The sequence below is a fragment of the Acinetobacter sp. YH12128 genome (genome assembly GCF_013418655.1).
Classification (GTDB): domain Bacteria; phylum Pseudomonadota; class Gammaproteobacteria; order Pseudomonadales; family Moraxellaceae; genus Acinetobacter; species Acinetobacter amyesii.
This window is the reverse complement of the sequence record NZ_VPBO01000006.1, coordinates 22311-40018: the sequence shown is the minus strand read 5'-3', so window position 1 is coordinate 40018 and position 17708 is coordinate 22311. Positions and strand designations below refer to the sequence as shown.

Annotated in this window: 15 protein-coding genes; 6 read left to right on the top strand and 9 right to left on the bottom strand. The window is 42.9% G+C overall.

Annotation, left to right across the window (positions count from 1 at the left end):
- Nucleotides 1-481: 481 nt before the first annotated feature.
- Nucleotides 482-1900 (top strand): deoxyribodipyrimidine photo-lyase, encoded by a 1419-nt coding sequence (locus tag FTU64_RS05065; protein ID WP_180059331.1) that lies wholly within the window; start codon nt 482-484, stop codon nt 1898-1900.
- A 124-nt stretch (nt 1901-2024) separates the two neighbouring features.
- Complete coding sequence (locus FTU64_RS05060; protein ID WP_180059330.1) at nt 2025-2639, top strand: riboflavin synthase subunit alpha; 615 nt, start codon at nt 2025-2027, stop codon at nt 2637-2639.
- Nucleotides 2640-2710: 71 nt separating this feature from the next.
- Here FTU64_RS05060 and FTU64_RS05055 read toward each other — a convergent pair whose 3' ends face one another.
- Both FTU64_RS05055 and acs read right to left on the bottom strand, forming a co-directional pair.
- On the bottom strand, nt 2711-3889 hold the full coding sequence (locus tag FTU64_RS05055; RefSeq protein WP_168379415.1) for an acyl-CoA dehydrogenase family protein: 1179 nt from the start codon (nt 3887-3889) through the stop codon (nt 2711-2713).
- Between the two features lie 305 nt (nt 3890-4194).
- Nucleotides 4195-6138: an acetate--CoA ligase gene (gene acs / locus FTU64_RS05050; protein WP_180011584.1), complete on the bottom strand. Its 1944-nt coding sequence runs from the start codon at nt 6136-6138 to the stop codon at nt 4195-4197.
- Between the two features lie 284 nt (nt 6139-6422).
- Between acs and FTU64_RS05045 the strand changes: the two genes are divergently transcribed.
- Together FTU64_RS05045 and FTU64_RS05040 are read left to right on the top strand one after the other, a co-directional pair.
- Nucleotides 6423-7001, top strand: a complete 579-nt coding sequence (locus tag FTU64_RS05045) for a DUF805 domain-containing protein (RefSeq protein WP_180011586.1) — start codon at nt 6423-6425, stop codon at nt 6999-7001.
- 123 nt (nt 7002-7124) lie between these two features.
- Nucleotides 7125-8096: a mechanosensitive ion channel family protein gene (locus FTU64_RS05040; protein ID WP_078190551.1), complete on the top strand. Its 972-nt coding sequence runs from the start codon at nt 7125-7127 to the stop codon at nt 8094-8096.
- Here FTU64_RS05040 and FTU64_RS05035 read toward each other — a convergent pair.
- The 5 genes from FTU64_RS05035 to prfB form a co-directional block, all read right to left on the bottom strand.
- The gene (locus FTU64_RS05035) at nt 8082-8792 is read right to left on the bottom strand and encodes a 16S rRNA (uracil(1498)-N(3))-methyltransferase (RefSeq protein ID WP_180059329.1); all 711 of its coding nucleotides are present in this window, start codon (nt 8790-8792) and stop codon (nt 8082-8084) included. The genes FTU64_RS05040 and FTU64_RS05035 overlap by 15 nt on opposite strands.
- A gap of 326 nt (nt 8793-9118) precedes the next feature.
- A complete protein-coding gene (locus tag FTU64_RS05030; protein ID WP_180059328.1) occupies nt 9119-10399 on the bottom strand; it encodes a 3-deoxy-D-manno-octulosonic acid transferase in 1281 nt (426 codons plus the stop codon).
- 87 nt (nt 10400-10486) lie between these two features.
- Nucleotides 10487-11575: an alkene reductase gene (locus FTU64_RS05025; protein ID WP_111884475.1), complete on the bottom strand. Its 1089-nt coding sequence runs from the start codon at nt 11573-11575 to the stop codon at nt 10487-10489.
- Nucleotides 11576-11612: 37 nt separating this feature from the next.
- Nucleotides 11613-11912 (bottom strand): helix-turn-helix transcriptional regulator, encoded by a 300-nt coding sequence (locus tag FTU64_RS05020; protein ID WP_078190555.1) that lies wholly within the window; start codon nt 11910-11912, stop codon nt 11613-11615.
- 154 nt (nt 11913-12066) lie between these two features.
- Nucleotides 12067-13162, bottom strand: a protein-coding gene (gene prfB / locus FTU64_RS05015; RefSeq protein WP_111884474.1) for a peptide chain release factor 2 whose coding sequence is annotated in 2 segments (ribosomal slippage) — nt 12067-13089 and nt 13091-13162 — 1095 coding nt in all. Because the reading frame shifts where the segments join, the coding sequence is not laid out codon by codon here.
- Nucleotides 13163-13343: 181 nt separating this feature from the next.
- On the opposite strand from prfB, the gene FTU64_RS05010 reads away from it, so the two are divergent.
- Nucleotides 13344-14162, top strand: coding sequence for a putative porin (locus FTU64_RS05010; RefSeq protein ID WP_180008781.1), 819 nt, complete (start codon nt 13344-13346; stop codon nt 14160-14162).
- 325 nt (nt 14163-14487) lie between these two features.
- The gene (locus FTU64_RS05005; protein WP_111884472.1) at nt 14488-15273 is read left to right on the top strand and encodes a putative porin; all 786 of its coding nucleotides are present in this window, start codon (nt 14488-14490) and stop codon (nt 15271-15273) included.
- 74 nt (nt 15274-15347) lie between these two features.
- Here FTU64_RS05005 and recJ read toward each other — a convergent pair whose 3' ends face one another.
- Nucleotides 15348-17048, bottom strand: a complete 1701-nt coding sequence (gene recJ / locus FTU64_RS05000) for a single-stranded-DNA-specific exonuclease RecJ (protein WP_180054190.1) — start codon at nt 17046-17048, stop codon at nt 15348-15350.
- Nucleotides 17049-17705 carry a pyridoxamine 5'-phosphate oxidase gene (gene pdxH / locus FTU64_RS04995; protein WP_180041705.1) on the bottom strand — a complete coding sequence of 219 codons (657 nt, stop codon included), beginning with the start codon at nt 17703-17705 and terminating at the stop codon, nt 17049-17051. It lies immediately after the preceding gene.
- Nucleotides 17706-17708: the final 3 nt, after the last annotated feature.

The following is a 17708-nucleotide window of genomic DNA, read 5'->3' as shown; positions in this document are numbered from 1 at the left end:
CACAGCTCATGTAATCAGCATAATAATCACAACCGGCTCACTTCACTTTCCTCCCCTAAGGCTCGGCTTAGGGGATTTTTTATCTCGAGTCCCATTTAAAGACATGCTCTGATTCTATAAAATGAGCGGACACTGTAGACAAAGAAAAAGCCCGACATCCTGTCGGGCTTTTTCTATATAGATACTTAAGCATGACTCCTGTCTTGCTTCACAGTCCTGATGGTGAACACTTTGTTATTGTTTTATGTTCCGGAACGTCCTGTTCCTGTATGAGTTCATCTTAGGTAAAATTTAAAAGTGCGCCTAGCGTCAAAAACTTCGTTGCTTGTACGCTTAAGCTGACAGAATTGTGCGCAATCGGTTAAGTTAAACGATAGATATTATATGGTTTTTTATAGAAATCGATTTTTTAGATAATTTCATTACCAATAGATACCCCCGTAATTCTGGTGATATTTCCAACAAAAACGAGGCAATAAACATGCAACTGGTTTGGTTTCGACAAGATTTAAGACGACATGACCATAGCGCACTGTGGCAGGCGACACAGTCTGGTCCAACGATTGCCTTTATTGCGCTTTCTCCTGAACAATGGGCAAGGCATGACGATGCCCCCATTAAAATCCATCGCTATCTTGCCCAGCTGGAACTTTTGCGACAGCAATTGGCTGAACTAAATATTCCACTGATTATTCAGCATATTCCCCATTGGTCAGACATCGCCACTGAGCTTTTAAGCATATGCACTCAGCTCAATGTACACACTGTGCATGCACATATTGAACACGGTGTGAATGAACTCCAACGAGATCGCCAAGTACAACAGTTATTAGAACAGCAGCACATCTCTGTTGAGCTGTACCATGACCGCACCCTGTTTCCTGTTGGCAGTATTCGCAATCAATCTGGACATCCTTATCAAGTTTTCGGTGCATTTAAGAAAAATTGCTACGAAAAATTAAGCATCAGTCTGCCTACTTGTTATCCCGCTATTGAAGCCCAAGCGGCTCTCGAACCGCATCCGCTGTGGCAAAATCAATTTGATTTAACTCCTTTTTATCCCACATCGCTGTTAGCTGCTCAAATCGAGCTTTGGCCGATTGGGGAAAATCATGCACAGCAGTGCTTAGATGAATTTATAGAACAACATCTGCATCGTTATGCTGATGATCGGGACTTTCCTGCGCTCAATGGAACCAGTCGAATTGGCATGTATTTAAACTTGGGCATCTTGTCTATTCGCCAATGTCTGCAAGCCCTTTTTCGTGAACAAGGCGGCTATTTCCAGATCGACCACAGAGGACAACAAACTTGGCTCGATGAGCTGCTTTGGCGTGAATTTTACCAGCACATTTTATTTGACTACCCGCAAGTTTCTCAGCACCAGCCGTTTCAAACCAAAACCTTAAAAATAAAATGGCGCCATGCACCACAAGACTTTGCTGCGTGGCAATACGGCCAGACGGGCATTCCGATCGTCGATGCAGGGATGCGTCAACTATTGGCTACGGGTTGGATGCATAATCGGGTGCGGATGATTTGTGCCATGTTCCTCAGCAAAAATCTACTGATCGATTGGCGGTTGGGGGAGCAATGGTTTATGCAGCACCTTGTCGATGGTGACTTAGCAGCCAATAATGGCGGTTGGCAATGGTGCGCCTCGACGGGTACAGATGCTGTACCTTATTTTCGGATTTTTAACCCGATCAGCCAATCTCAGAAATTTGATCCGAACGGGGATTATTTACGTCAATGGCTACCTGAACTGGCAGATTTGGATGCAAAGCAAATTCACCAACCCTTTGCCAAAAATCCTCAACTGGAATTGAATTACCCTCAACCGATCGTCGATATAAAGCAGTCTCGCTTAACTGCAATTGAAACATTCCGAGCATTGTAGATATTGCCAAGATCGAACTGCGACAGATCAAAACGCCGTACTGAAATGATCACTGTAAAGCATAGCCGAGCGTTCGTTTTGTCCCTACAATATAGAAAACGCAAATCATTTTAGAGACGCTCACATGTATACAGGCATCGTGCAAGGTTTAGAAAAAGTCTTAGACATTCGTCAAGGCAATGGCTTCACAACCTTGGTGATTTCAAATCATCAGAATTTTTTTCATGATGTCTTTATCGGAGCAAGTGTAGCGATTAATGGCGTGTGTTTAACGGCCACACATATTGATTTGGCAGCCAACCAAGTGCATTTTGATGTCTCAGATTTGACCAATCAACTCACCACGCTAAAAGCTCTCAAGGCCGGTGATGAGGTCAATGTCGAACGCTCAGCCAAAGTTGGCGCAGAAAATGGTGGTCACAATCTATATGGACATATCGAAGGCACAGCCACGATCAAAAACTTAGAACATCGTGGGAAAACCTTTCATCTCGATATTCACATTCCGGCAGGCAATATTAAATATTTCTTTCTCAAAGGTTTTATTGGACTCAATGGTTGCAGTTTGACTGTGAACCGTGTTGATCGTGCCAATAGTGAAATTTCAATCGATCTCATTCCTGAAACACTGCGCCTCACTACATGGAAAGATGTCCAAGTCGGTGATGCCGTGAATTATGAAATTGATCAAACAACGCGAACCTTAGTCGATACCTTAGAAAATATTCATCAGCGTTAAAATCGACTGACAGCACATTGCAAAAAGCCTCCCTTTCGGAGGCTTTTTATTGGCTCATTTGCAATATACGTTTAAGAATAAAAACTTGGATCTGGCACTTTGGCTGTGAGCACCCATTCACCAACTTCCTGATATTTATAATCAATCGGATCGTGCAGGGTCTGGGTACGCACATTGCGCCAGAAGCGGTCTAAATTCAGTTTGGCCGTCGTGGCACGTGCGCCCATCACTTGGAAAATATTTTGCGTAATGTACAGCGAACTATTGGTGGCCGCAATTTTGGCTGTTGCAATCGCAATAGAGACTTCTCCACGTTGTTCCGCCGTCAAAGCTTCACCAATCTCCCAAGCCCCTTGCAAACGCTGAACCGCTTTATCTGCCAATAAACGTACACTTTCTAATTGCACATAAAACTCAGCAAAATGCTTTTGAATAAATGGGTCATTCACTGCATTTTCAGCCAATGATTTTGACCACGCCTTTTGGTTTTGAACCGTCTGTTTTGCTGTTTCAAAAGCCCCTTCTGCCACCCCTAAAAACAAATGCACAAAGATCAACTGTGCAATCAATGGACGCAAGCTGGAATACGGCGTACTCAAAGGCCCCGGGTTCAGTAGTAATTCATCTTTGGAAATTTTTACCTGTTCAAAATGACTGCTTCCACTGTCGGTTTGACGTTGTCCCATATTGTCCCAATCGCCGAGAAAACTGACGCCTTCACGTGCTGTAGGAATCACCCCGATCAATAATTTTCCGTCATCATTGAACCCAGAACACAGCAAAATGTCAGAATCCATGGAACCCGAACAAAAACTTTTATCGCCATGAAACACATATTCATGTTCAGACAGTTGCGTCACTGTCGTACGACGGTCCAAAGGGTTTAAGGTGTTGCCCCAAAATAAATGCTCACGTGCAGTCTGTTCAAACCATGGGCCATATTGCTCTGGCTGCGCGAACAACTGTACGGTTGCAATCAATAAATGATGGAAACCATAAACATGCGCCAATGAGCTATCCACTTGGGCAATGGTTTGAATGGTTTTAAAAATCGTCTGCCAATCTGCACCCTGTCCACCATATTGCTGTCCAATGGACAGTGCAAGCAAACCACTTTGACGAATCAAATCACGTTCAGCTTTGGGATTTCCCCCCTGCTTATCACGCTGAGCAGCCGTGGTGGCAAATTCTGCCGCCAGTTTTTGGGCAATATCGATTGGATCTTGAGTCAATGGAGTTGAAGCGTTCATATGTCTATCTGATTATTCTGTTACCGTTTTAGCTTAACAAAGCGCAGGCATTCAGCTTATCTCAATGCCTGCAGTCTATATCTGTAAAATCTATATCTCATGAAATCTAAGTCACCTAAATTCAGGCGACTTATGGCTTGGTCTTTTTATACGGCGTATGTACGGTGGATTAAAAGCATCATGAACATCCCTTCTTCCTAATCAACTTTCCTAAGGGAAAGGACGTTCAATATTGCCTTAATAACCCGTCGTATGAGCGATAGTGAACTTTCATCAGAACGCTATCACTCATGCTCAAATTGCTCTTATGACTTCGGATAAACCGTCACAATCAAATGTTCAACCACTTGAGGTTCTGCCAAGGTCGAAGTGTCGCCTAAAGAGTCCAGCTCATTGGCCGCAATTTTTCTTAAAATTCGGCGCATGATTTTACCAGACCGCGTTTTAGGTAAGGCTGGCGCCCAATGCAGTGCATCTGGCGTTGCCACTGGTCCAAGGACTTTTCGTACCCAAGCCACCAGTTCCTGACGCAACTCATCCGTCTCGGCTGTCCCGGCTTGTAAGGTCACAAAGGCGCAAATCCCCTGTCCCTTAATATCATGCGGCATACCCACCACCGCAGACTCTGCCACAGCATCATGTGCAACCAGCGCACTTTCAATTTCAGCCGTTCCTAATCGATGCCCTGAAACGTTTAAGACGTCATCCACACGGCCCGTAATCCAATAGTAGCCAGACTCATCACGACGTGCGCCATCACCTGTAAAATACGTCCCCGGATAAGTGGAGAAATAAGCTTCAATAAAGCGCTCAGGATCACCCCAAATGGTTCGCATTTGTCCCGGCCAAGAATCCTTAATCACCAAGTTACCTTCTACGGCGCCTTCAAGCTCATTGCCTTCAGCATCAACTATCGCAGGTTGTACACCAAAAAATGGACGCGTCGCCGAACCCGGTTTTAAATCAGTTGCCCCCGGCAATGGCGTAATCATGAAACCACCCGTTTCTGTTTGCCACCATGTATCCACCACTGGACAGCGGCTTTCACCTACCACGGTGTAGTACCAATTCCATGCCTCTGGGTTAATGGGTTCACCCACCGAACCCAGTAAACGCAAACTACTGCGGTCACTTTCTCGGACAAAGGCATCGCCTTCTCGCATCATGGCGCGAATTGCAGTCGGTGCCGTATATAAAATGGTGACATTGTGCTTATCGACAATATGTCCCGTACGTGCCCAACTTGGATATTGCGGCACCCCTTCAAACATCACGGTCGTGGTACCATTCGACAAGGGACCATACAATACATATGAATGCCCAGTGATCCATCCGACATCTGCGGTACACCAAAACACATCATCTTGTTTTAAGTCAAAAACTTCACGGAAAGTACAATTCACATAGGTTAAATAGCCTCCCGTGGTATGCAATACACCTTTCGGTTTTCCAGTTGAACCTGATGTATATAAAATAAACAGCGGGTCTTCGGCATTCATGGGTTCAGGTGGACAAATATCATTAACCGACATGATTTCCATGTGATACCACAAATCACGATCCGCTTTCATTTCGATCGGGTTACCTGTACGGTGCACCACAATGACATTTTGAACCGAAGATGTGCCTTCAATGTCGAGTGCAAGATCGACATTTTCTTTGAGTGGAATGGGCTTGCCACCACGCATCCCACAATCCGCAGTAATCACGACTTTCGCCTGACTGTCATCGATACGACTTGCCAATGAGTCTGGTGAGAACCCGCCAAAAACCACGCAGTGTACTGCTCCAATTCGGGTACAGGCCAACATCGCAATTGCCGCTTCTGGCACCATTGGCATATACAGCACCACACGGTCGCCTTTGCCCACGCCATGTTTTTTCAGCACATTAGCAAAACGGCAAGTTTCATCATGCAGTTCTTCAAAAGAAATGATTTTATGCCGTGAAGGATGATCTCCTTCCCAAATAATGGCTGGTTTATGTGGATGTTCTTTTAAATGTCGATCGAGACAGTTGGCACTGACATTCAGTTCACCGTCAGCAAACCACTCAATCTTGAAATCATCTTGCTTAAAATTTGTATTTTTAACTTGGGTAAACGGTTTGATCCAATCGATCTTTTGCGCTTGCTCCGCCCAAAACTCATCTGGTTGTTCAATCGATTTTTGATAACGCTCAAAGTACTCCGACTCATTGATGCGCGCGGTTTTTTTAAAACTTTCAGGTACTGGATAGATCTCTTTCATATTGTATTTTCCTTGATCTGATTCATCTCATCACGAGATGCCATGCCACATTTCTACTTTTATAATTTCTGCATCACAGCAGTATGACGATTAATTTTTAATCGCAGCAATCATGCTTTGGTCGTATTATTCTTTCCCATTTAAAGCACATCTATAAGCAAAATTTCAACAAAAACATGTTTCAATTCAGTATCTGATCAGTTCATTTGAACCTATAATGCAAAGGTAATTTTACTCAGCATTCCACTTTTTTATTCTTCCATACACGTTGAGTTGACCCAAGCATGAATACCAATGACTCTTCTTTCTTTTCCCGTCAGACGACCACTACATCGGATAATCCCCTGAAACCAGATGGACGTTTTGGTCGACTGAGCATGATTGGTTGGTATGGCTTTCTCAATATCATCAGCTTTTTTGCCTTGATCGCTTTAAGCCTTGCCGTGGGTATTTTCAACATCAATACCATGACGTTAAATGAGCAATTTGTTGGCATATTCACTGGGGTATCTGGCCTCGCCTATTTGGCGATTATTATTCTCTATATCTATTTTTATTGTGTCTTTGTCGTGCGTCGGCTGCATGACCTCAATAAAGCCGGTTGGTTGCTACTGCTCTTATTTATCCCCGTGATCAATCTATTCTTTATCCTGTATTTATTATTGGCCTCAGGCACACCGACCGTAAATCAATACGGCGCGCCACGCCCTGCTGCAGTTTGGGAAAAAATTCTGGCATGGTTGATGATTTTAATCAGTGTCTTGTCGCTCGTGGCTACAGGTAGCATCACGTCTTATATGATGGGTAGCGGAGAAATTGAATCGCCTACAGAAATCATTCAACAAGGTACTGAATATTTCTAAGCCACTAACCGAATTTGAGCCTGTCTGAATTTTGATACATCCGTTCGCAAGCCTGTAAATGAGGGTTATTTTCGCCACTAATTTCAGGCAAAATAGCGAAAAATCTGAACATTTGGAAAACTCGTGGCTGAAAAAGAAAATGCCTTGAGTGATGTCACTCAAGGCACGACTCAACTTTTGCAAGAGGCAACTGAAAAAACTGCACAAACCGTGCTGGAACATACCTCTAAATATAATGACGCATACTCAACGATCGATAAATTTGTCGATGGATTTTGGGAACGCCTGCCTTATATTTGTATCGCATTAATTGTTTTTACGATCTTCTATCTACTGTCTAAACTCTTTAGATTCTTTGTTCGTAAAGCGCTCACTGACCGTTCTTACTCAAAACAAAATCTAGTTTTGGTCCTGAACCGTGTGGGTAGCTCAGCCATTATGTTCTTCGGTTTCCTGATTGCGATGGTCATTGCGATTCCTGGGTTCACACCGGGTCAACTCATGAGTGCCTTGGGGATTGGTTCGGTTGCAATCGGTTTCGCGTTTAAAGATATTTTCCAGAACTTACTGTCGGGTATTTTGATTCTCCTCGGTGAACCTTTCAAAATCGGTGATGATATTATTGTGTCAGGAATGGAAGGTACGGTTGAAGATATTCAGATCCGTGCAACCTTTCTACGCTCTCCAGATGGTCGTCGTATCGTGATTCCAAACGCGACGGTTTACACCAGTGCGGTAACGGTGAATACCGCTTATCAACGTCGTCGTTGTGAATTTGTGGTGGGTATTGGTTATGAAGATGACATTCAAAAAGCTAAAAATATTGTTTTGGCTATTTTGGACAAAGACCCAACCATTTTGAGCCAACCTGCGTTTACCGTAAACGTGAATGCTTTGGCTGATTTCTCGGTCAATCTGAATGTCCGTTGGTGGGTTGATACCACTGAAACCACCACTGCGAACTCGATCAGTGAAGTGCAAGAACACGTTATCCAAGCATTCAATCAAAATGGTATTTCAATTCCGTACCCTGTACAGGAAGTGAAAGTTTACCGTGGTGATCAAGCTGAGGCAGAAGCTTCAACAGCTAAATAATCGCCCTAAAACGTACGGAATCACAGTTTCTGTACGGATAATTCGGTTGCCTAAGCTGACTGCTTGGCAGCCGTTTTTTATGAGTAAATCCACCTCATAACGGATAAATCCACCTTCAGGTCCAATAATGATCGTACATCCATGTTGAATCCCTGCGGGCATCACATCTTCAACATAAGGATGCGCAACATAAGCGGGATAGTCCGATGAAATCACGCTCGGTAAAACATCCTCCACAAAGGGTTTAAAGCGTTTATACAGTTCAATTTTGGGCGCAATGGTGTCACCTGCCTGCTCCAAACCCAACGTCACATAGTGATCGAGCTGCTGTAAAAATGGTGTCTGCCAATAGCTTTTATCCACGCGATAACTGTGCAGCAAAATGATTTTTTCTACACCTAAGGTGACGGCATCCATGATCAGACGGCGCAACACTTTCGGACGAGGCATTGCCACAATTAAAGTCACCGGATGCTTTGCAGGTACTTCTTCTTCTTGTAAGGGTTTAAGTTGAATGCGCTCATCACTGATACTGATGATTTGGGTTAAATAACGCTTTCCTTCCCGAATCCCGACTTTGAGTGTATCGCCCACTTGTACATCGACATGGGTTTTTAAATGCTCAATTTGGCGTTTGGCACTGATACTCCACAGCTCAGATTCAGTTTGACGTGGGTCAAGCAGGACGATGTTCATAAAAAATTCTCTTACCCAGCTCAATTGGATACACGAAAACGTCATCCACAACGGTTCAAGGCAACACTCAATAGAATCACTCAAGTTTCAGCGATTATTTGTTAGACATAAAAATTCGACGCGTTTTGTCGGTGAGCTGCACTGCACCGCAAGATGGCTTCCTTGCGAAGCTTCGCATTCCATTTTGCCGAATGAGAAACAACGTTTCGTAAGAGTACCTCCAGCCGAAGGCTAAGCCCTTTCTTCAAACCTTAGATGTAAGACTCCATCGAGCCTATTCATTCATCTATTTAAAACAACAACCAATTTAAATCATGGTTGAAAAATCAAAGGTATTGATCAATCACCTGAATATGCTTTTGCAGCGACCCGGTATTCTTTTGCATAATCAGCTGCGCTGCATCATTTAAAGCCTGCGCTTTCGCAGTATTTTGAATGATCTCAACCAATGCACTGGCCGCCTGCTCAAAATCCTGCACAACCACAACCGCATGAGCCGCTACAAATTCATCCACAATGGTTTGAAAATTAAAATAATGCTGACCTAATACTGTCGGGACATGCAGCGCGATAGGCTCCAAAATATTATGTCCACCGCCCGGTTCATTTAAAGAACCACCGACAAAACACGCCTGACTCAGTGCCAGCCAAAGCCATAATTCGCCCATACTATCCGCCAAATATACTTGTGTTTCAGGCTGAATCGTTTGCTTTAAACTGCGGCGCTGTGTGCGTAAATTCAGTTTCTGCGCTTCTACAAAAACGTCATCAAAGCGTTCAGGATGCCGTGGTACGACGATACATAACAGCTCAGGCTGTTGTTGCAAAATCGGCTGCAGCGCTGCGAGTAGTTTTTGTTCTTCTGGCGCATGCGTACTGGCAATGGTAATGATTTTGCGCTCTTGCAAACCCCAATCTTCACGCAACTGCGCTGCTTGTTGCACAAAGCTATCGGGTGCATGAATATCAAACTTGATACTTCCCACGACCTGACTGGTATGGGGGTTTGCACCCAACTCAATAAATCGCGCTAAAGTTGCCTGATCTTGCGCCAATAATTGTTTCAAACTCTTTAGCATCGGCTGCGTCAAACTCGGGACTTTGCCATAACCTTTCGCCGATTTTTCAGATAATCTGGCATTAATTAATAAACACGGAACGTTGGCCTGATCGGCTTCAATCATCAAATTTGGCCAGAGTTCAGTTTCGACCAGTGCCAACATTTTCGGTTGATATTTTTCGATAAAACGACGGACTAATTTTTTTTGATCTGCCGGCAAATACACGGCCTGAAACAGTGATTCATAAGGTGCTTTTAAAAATAATTGTTTCGCACGCGCTTGTCCGGTTTTGGTGGTATTGGTGACTAAGACTGGATGGCTTGCTTTGAGATAATGTTCAATCAGCGGCTGTGCAGCGTTGGTTTCTCCTACGGAAACCACATGAAACCAAATTGCATCGCGGTTTTTAACCGGCTGAAATGGCCCAAAGCGCTCAAGACACTCTTGCTGATATAGTTGGAAATCTTCAGCACGTTTTTTGATGCGCCATTGATATAGCGGCTTAATCAGCGCCAAAGCTGCGTTATACCAAAAAGGAGTAGTCAAATTATTACGCTCAAAAACGGTTTGAATCGGCAGAATATATCAGAGCATTATCCACATGTTAATGGATAATGCGTATTCAAGTGTCGATTAATAGGTTGAACGACCTGAACCAAATTTATTTTTCATGCTTGGATAATCAATATAGCCTTCGGCTACATCTGTTCCAATCATATTTTCCAACTGCAATTCATTCAGTGCAGCATTCGCTAGCAAACGTTCAAACAAATCTGGATTGGCAATATAAGCTTTACCAAAAGACACCGCATCGGCTTTACCTGAGGCCAATAAATCTACAGCATCTTCACGGCTTAAACGCATATTGGCAATATATGGCACACCATTTGAGCGCTGTTTCAGATAATCACTGATACTGTCATCCGCCAGATATTCACGGGTAAAGAAAAATGCAATCTTCCTCTGCCCCAACTGCTCTAAAGCATAGCCAAAGGTTTCACGTGGATCATGATCGCCCATGTCGTGTTCATCACCACGCGGCGCAAGATGCACACCTACACGACCTGCCCCCCACACTTCAATCAGCGCATCCACCACTTCAAGCAATAAACGTGCGCGGTTTTCTACAGAACCACCATACTCATCTTCACGTAAATTGGTTTTGCTTTGTAGGAATTGATCGATCAAATAACCATTGGCCGCATGCAATTCCACACCATCAAATCCCGCTTCTTTGGCTTTGATCGCAGACTGTTTGTATTGTTCTACAATGCTTTTGATTTCTGCAATCTCTAATGGACGTGGCACGACATATTCGCGTTTTGGGCGAAGCAGACTGACATAACCCGCCTGTTGTACCGCACTGGCAGAAACTGGTGTATCACCATTCAAAAGGTCGGGATGTGAGACACGTCCGACATGCCACAATTGTGCCACAATTAAACCTTGCTGTTCATGTACGGCTTGGGTCACCAATTTCCAGCCCTGAACTTGAGCATCGGTAAATAAACCCGGCGTCTGCAAATAGCCATTAGCTGCTTCTGAAATGACTGTTGCTTCTGAAATGATTAATCCAGCACTTGCACGCTGTGCATAATATTCAGCCATCATCGGCGTTGGAACACGGTCAATGGTTGCACGACTACGGGTTAGTGGCGCCATTACAACGCGATTTTTGAGGTGTAAATCACCCAAAATGAGAGGAGTATTAAGTTCAGCCATATATGTCTCGCCTGACACTTCAAATGCGAAAAATGATTTAAAGTGAGTTCTGCAGATAATCAATATATTGCTGAATGAGTTCTTCATTGCGTGAAAAATACGACCATTGACCATATTTCTCGGCTTGAATTAAGCCCGCCTGTTGTAACACAGACAAATGATTAGACATCGTAGACTGCGAAACATTACCGAGTTTTTCGATATTGCCAGCGCATACACCACGATTAAAGCCGCCACATTGTTCTTCTGACAAAAATTGTTCAGGTGTTTTCAACCATTCCAAGATTTGACGTCGAGTCGGATTGGCAAGTGCTTTAAAAATTAAATCAATATCCATAATTTAAACGGGTTTAATTAAATAAAAATTTGGACAACAAAGTTCTATTCAGCATCTTGAATACACTATATCGTATTTTTTCGATTTTTATATCGATTTTTTTAGATATATTGATCAAAAACAGATAGAACTTTGTTTTCTATATAAATTTAAATTACAAACCTTGTTTAAGGCTGGCTTCAATAAACTTATCTAAATCGCCATCAAGTACTGCGCCGGTGTTTGAACTTTCCACACTGGTACGTAAGTCTTTAATACGCGAGTCATCTAAAACGTATGAACGAATTTGGCTGCCCCAACCGATATCGGACTTGGTGTCTTCCAACGCTTGTGCCGCATCATTACGTTTTTGCATTTCAAGTTCGTACAATTTTGCACGTAACTGTTTCCATGCATGGTCACGGTTGGCGTGCTGTGAACGTTGGTTCTGACATGCCACCACAATCCCTGTTGGAGCGTGAGTTAAACGTACCGCAGAGTCTGTTTTGTTAATGTGCTGACCACCCGCACCAGATGCACGATAGGTATCAGTACGAACATCAGCTGGATTGATTTCAATTTCAATATTGTCATCAATTTCAGGCGATACAAAAACCGCTGAAAATGAAGTATGTCGACGGTTACCCGAGTCAAAAGGTGACTTACGGACTAAACGATGTACGCCAGATTCTGTACGTAACCAACCATATGCATACTCACCTTCTACACGGATCGTTGCAGACTTGATCCCTGCCACATCACCATCAGACTCTTCCATCACTTCTGCTTTAAAGCCATGACGTTCAATCCAACGTAGATACATACGTAATAACATCGATGCCCAATCCTGTGCTTCAGTACCGCCAGAACCTGCTTGAATTTCGACATAGCATGGGTTCGGGTCCATCGGATTACTGAACATACGACGGAATTCTAATTTCGCAAGTTCTGCTTCCGCTGAAGTTAACTCTGCTTGCACATCCGCAAGTAAGCTTTCTTCCTCTGCTTCAACCGCAAGATCCAGCATCGCTTGGGCATCTTCTAGTTGAGTTGAAAGCCCTTCGAGCACGTTAATGACGTTTTCGAGTTCACCTTTTTCTTTTGCCATTGCTTGCGCACGGCTTTGATCATTCCAAATTGCTGGGTCTTCCAGCTCACGTAGAACCTCTTCTAAACGCTCTTTTTTCAGATCGTAGTCAAAGATACCCCCGTAATGTTTGACCACGGTCGTTTAAGTCTTTTAGCTGTAATAGATACGGATTAATTTCCACGTGAATTACTCTCAATCAAAAAATTTGGCTTAAATAGCCGCCTATTATATCACAGAGAATTTGCACAGTTTCAGCCAGATTGATCATCCAAATCATTGACTTCAATGCACATAATATGAACAATACGCTCGCATTACTATTTATTACATTTTTTTTACAACAATAATGTTTCGAGGGTTTTATGAAAAAGACATTACTTGCACTAGGCTTAGCTGTAATCGCATCTTCAAGTTTTGCTTATGACGGCCAAATTGATGGCGGTTTTACTTATACAGATTGGGATGATGATTTTACTGATACTGATAATACATTCAACCTAAAAGGTACTTTGTATTTTGACTCAGTACAAACTGGTAATGGTCCATTAAATGAAGCTGCATTTCTAGGTCATAACAGCAATGCCTATCTTGGTTATTCATATAACACTTGGGAAAGTAATGAAGTTTTTGGTTCAAAACTTGAATCTGATACTCACCACTTAACCGCAGGTATTGAATATTTTGTCGATCAATTCTATATCAATGGTGAAATTGGTCTTGGTCAATACAATCAAAAAGAAACTGAATTTGGTCAAACTCTTTATGATGAAGACTACGATGTGACTACTTACCGTGCATTAGTGGGTTATCTTCCTGTATCAAACCTATTACTTGCTGCAGGTATTGATGGCTATCAAGGCGACAACGATGAAGACGAAGACAACCGTTTTGCTGTAAAAGCAAAATATGTTGCGCCGTTGAACAATGGTCAATACATCAACCTTGAAGCAGATGGTGCTTTTGGTGACATTGATTCTGTTACGATTGGTGCAGACTACTACTTCGACCAAGCTTTTAGCATTGGTGCATCTTACAACATCGAAGATGATGGTGATGAAGACACGGATTACTTCGCTATTCGTTCAAAATACTTCCTTAACCCGAACCTAGCAATCGGTGGTCAAGTTGGTTTTGGCGATGACGTTCAAGCGTTCAACATCAATGCAACTTTCCGTTTCTAATTTCGTTTGATTTAGCAATTTGCATAAAAAAGCACCTCAAATTTGAGGTGCTTTTTTCTTTTCGATGTAATATTTACTTTAAAAAAAGTCCAGTTATTGACCAAATAATCTACAAATTCATAATATCTACACAGTTTTAATAAAACAAAACATTATAAATAAATTCATATTTTTCAATATATTAAATTATTTAAATTACATAAAATTACCGAATACACAGTTCTGCAACTTTGCAGCGATTGACCATCTTTAAAAATTCTCTAGACTAAAACTTGTAACAAAAAATGTATTAAATTTAGCCAAACAATTTAGAGGGGTAGTTTCCATGAAAAAACTCGCAATTGCTTCAGCACTTCTTTCTGCACTTGCTATTACAGGTACAGCTCATGCTTATCAAGCAGAAGTAGGCGCTTCAGCTGGTTACATCGACCCAGATAATGGAAGCTCTGGCAGTGAATTTGGTGTAAACGGTACTTATTACTTCAACCCTGTTCAAACGCGTAACGCTCCTCTTGCAGAAGCTGCATTCTTAAACCGTGCAAGTAACGTAAATGCACATGCAACTTTCGCTGACCGTGGCGATGTTGACGACAATACTTATGGCGTTGGTATCGAATATTTCGTACCAAACTCAGATTTCTATGTATCTGGTGATGTAAGCCGTAATAATGTCGAAGTTGACACTCCATTCGGCACAGTAGACAACGATACAACTTATTATGCAGCTGAAGTGGGTTACCTTCCTGCACCTGGTTTCTTAGTTGCTGCCGGTCTAAAAGGTTGGGACAATGACGATGACGACGGTGTAGATCCAACTTTACGTGCTAAATACGTAACAACTTTAAGCAATGGTAAAGACATCAACCTTGAAGCGGGTGCAGCATTCGGTGATCTAGATGAATTCAATCTAGCAGCGGATTACTTCATCGACAAAACATTCAGTGTTGGTGCTGACTACTACAACAACGATGTCACTGATCGTAACGAAGTAGGGATCAATGCACGTAAATTCTTCAACCAACAAGTGAGCCTTGAAGGTCGTGTTGGTTTCGGTGAAGTTGGCAACAATGACTACAATTCATTTGGTGTAGCAGCGAAATACCGCTTCTAATCCATTGAAGTCAAAACCATAAAAAAAACCGCTCTTCTGAGCGGTTTTTTATTTGCCTGTAAAAATGGAATTTATTAAGCCAAGTGTAGAACTCTCAATTGAACACTGACATTTCCTCTAAATTCATTTTTATCGAGTTCGTAGACCAAGCGGATTTTATCTTGCATAGGATTAAATTCATATTTTTCTGCCGCATTAAATGCAATTGCGTCCACCATTAAACCATTATCTAAAGCAAGTTTTAATTTCAGATGCACATCTTTCAACCAACGATAATCTAAAATTTTAAATAGGCCTTCATAGACCGGTGCAGGGAATTTTTGTCCCCATGGACTTAAATTTTGCAGAAGATCGACGGTTTCGACATTAATGGCCGAATCGGGCAATTCGCCATCTGTCCAAATAGTGGCCTGAAATAAACTTTCATCTTGCGCAGCGATGAGTGCTTCAAAAGCGGTTTTAAATTCAGAAAAATGCTGCTTTTGAATGGTTAGTCCTGCTGCGGCTGCATGCCCGCCAAAATGACTCACCAAATGCGGATGTAATTCAGCAATACGCTCAATACTGTCTCGAATATGAATACCTTCGATAGAACGCGCAGAGCCTTTAATATGTACGCCATCCTCATCTGCGGCAAAGACGATTGCAGGTCTATGAAATTGTTCTTTCAAACGCCCTGCAACAATCCCAATCACCCCTTGATGCCAATGCTGTTCAAACATGATCAAGGCTGCAGGTAAGTTATCCTGATCAAGCTGAATATGTTCTAACTCAGCCAGAGCTTCCTGTTTAATCTGCCCTTCGACTTGGCGTCTTTCAATATTGAGTTGATTCAACTGCTGCGCAATCGGATAAGCCGTACTTAAATCTGCCGCAATCAGACACTCAATCCCAATATCCATAGTCTCCATACGCCCAGCTGCATTGAGTCGTGGGCCGACCACAAAGCCCAAGTCTTGTGCTTTTAACTGTGCGGGATCACGACCAGCGATATCCAATAATGCACTGATCCCTGGACGACATAGTCCTTGCTGAATCCGCTTCAAACCAGCATCGATCAAGATCCGATTATTCAGATCTAGACTTGCAACATCGGCATAAGTGCCTAAAGCCACCAAATCCAAATATTGGCTGAGGTTGGCTGTGGATTTAGCATTTTTTTTACGCATACTGGCCAAATTGGCCAACACATAAAATGCAACACCTACGCCAGCCAAGGCTTTACTTGGAAATTCACATCCCAACTGATTGGGATTTACCACCGCTTCTGCTTGTGGTGTTTCCTTAGTGGTCAGGTGATGGTCGGTAATGATCACCTGCATACCATGCGCCTGTGCCTGTGCTACACCAGCATGGCTCGAAATACCATTATCGACTGTAATCAGCACATCTGGGGTAAAACTCACGAAGGCCAAATCGGCAATGGCGGGTGTCAGGCCATAACCATATTTGAACCGATCTGGAACCAGATATTCAACATCCGCACCCATATCACGCAGTGCCAAGACCATCAATGCAGTACTGGTTGCACCATCGGCATCATAATCACCAACAATGACGATTTTCTTTTGAGTATCAATTGCTTGATCGATTATTTCAATCGCTTGCTCTAAACCCTTTAAGTTTGGCGCATGTAAGTGCTTAAGCTTCAATTCCAGTTCTTGTGCGGAAGAAACCCCGCGACGTGCCAATAAGTCCGCAATAAACGGCGCAACGCCCTGAATATCTTCAGGGCGCGTCAAATAGGGTCTTTGTTGAATTAAAAGTTTAGACATTTATGGCATCAGTCGCTGTAAAACCCATTGACCATCCTGTAGTTTATAACTCAAGCGGTCATGTAAACGATTCGGACGGCCTTGCCAAAATTCATAATAATCCGGAACTAAACGATAGCCGCCCCAAAACTCAGGTTTCTCCAAAACGTCTTTGCTTTCCACTTGATCATGCAAATTTTGGAAACGCTGTTGTAATTCTTCACGACTAGCGATAACACCACTTTGTGGAGTACTAATGTGCGCTGCAATTTGGCTATCACGCGGTCGCTTATGGTAATAATCTGTCGATTCTTCGAGAGATATCTTTTCCACACGACCACTGACCCGAATTTGACGTTCCTGCTCTTGCCAATAAAACAATAATTCTGCATAAGGATTATCGAGCAGATCATTGCCTTTTTGACTGTCATAGTTGGTGTAGAAGTCATAACCTGCATGGGTCGCACCGCGCAACAAGACCGTCCGCACGTGCGGACGACCTTGGGCATTTGCCGTAGCCAAAGACATAGCATAGGGTTCATGCAGTTGTGCTGCTAAGGCATGGTTAAACCATAATAAAAACTGCTCATGTGGATCACGGTTCACCTGATCTTCATGCAACTCACCTTTTTGATAAGTTAAACGCAGTTCACTTAAGTCCTTAATCACATCATTCATGCA

Bases quoted from the DNA above. Each gene is read 5' to 3' on its own strand.
- FTU64_RS05065 (WP_180059331.1), top strand. From the start codon at position 482: ATGCAACTGGTTTGGTTTCGACAAGATTTAAGACGACATGACCATAGC.
- FTU64_RS05060 (WP_180059330.1), top strand. From the start codon at position 2,025: ATGTATACAGGCATCGTGCAAGGTTTAGAAAAAGTCTTAGACATTCGT.
- FTU64_RS05055 (WP_168379415.1), bottom strand. From the start codon at position 3,889: ATGAACGCTTCAACTCCATTGACTCAAGATCCAATCGATATTGCCCAA.
- acs (WP_180011584.1), bottom strand. From the start codon at position 6,138: ATGAAAGAGATCTATCCAGTACCTGAAAGTTTTAAAAAAACCGCGCGC.
- FTU64_RS05045 (WP_180011586.1), top strand. From the start codon at position 6,423: ATGAATACCAATGACTCTTCTTTCTTTTCCCGTCAGACGACCACTACA.
- FTU64_RS05035 (WP_180059329.1), bottom strand. From the start codon at position 8,792: ATGAACATCGTCCTGCTTGACCCACGTCAAACTGAATCTGAGCTGTGG.
- FTU64_RS05025 (WP_111884475.1), bottom strand. From the start codon at position 11,575: ATGGCTGAACTTAATACTCCTCTCATTTTGGGTGATTTACACCTCAAA.
- FTU64_RS05020 (WP_078190555.1), bottom strand. From the start codon at position 11,912: ATGGATATTGATTTAATTTTTAAAGCACTTGCCAATCCGACTCGACGT.
- FTU64_RS05010 (WP_180008781.1), top strand. From the start codon at position 13,344: ATGAAAAAGACATTACTTGCACTAGGCTTAGCTGTAATCGCATCTTCA.
- FTU64_RS05005 (WP_111884472.1), top strand. From the start codon at position 14,488: ATGAAAAAACTCGCAATTGCTTCAGCACTTCTTTCTGCACTTGCTATT.
- recJ (WP_180054190.1), bottom strand. From the start codon at position 17,048: ATGTCTAAACTTTTAATTCAACAAAGACCCTATTTGACGCGCCCTGAA.
- pdxH (WP_180041705.1), bottom strand. From the start codon at position 17,705: ATGAATGATGTGATTAAGGACTTAAGTGAACTGCGTTTAACTTATCAA.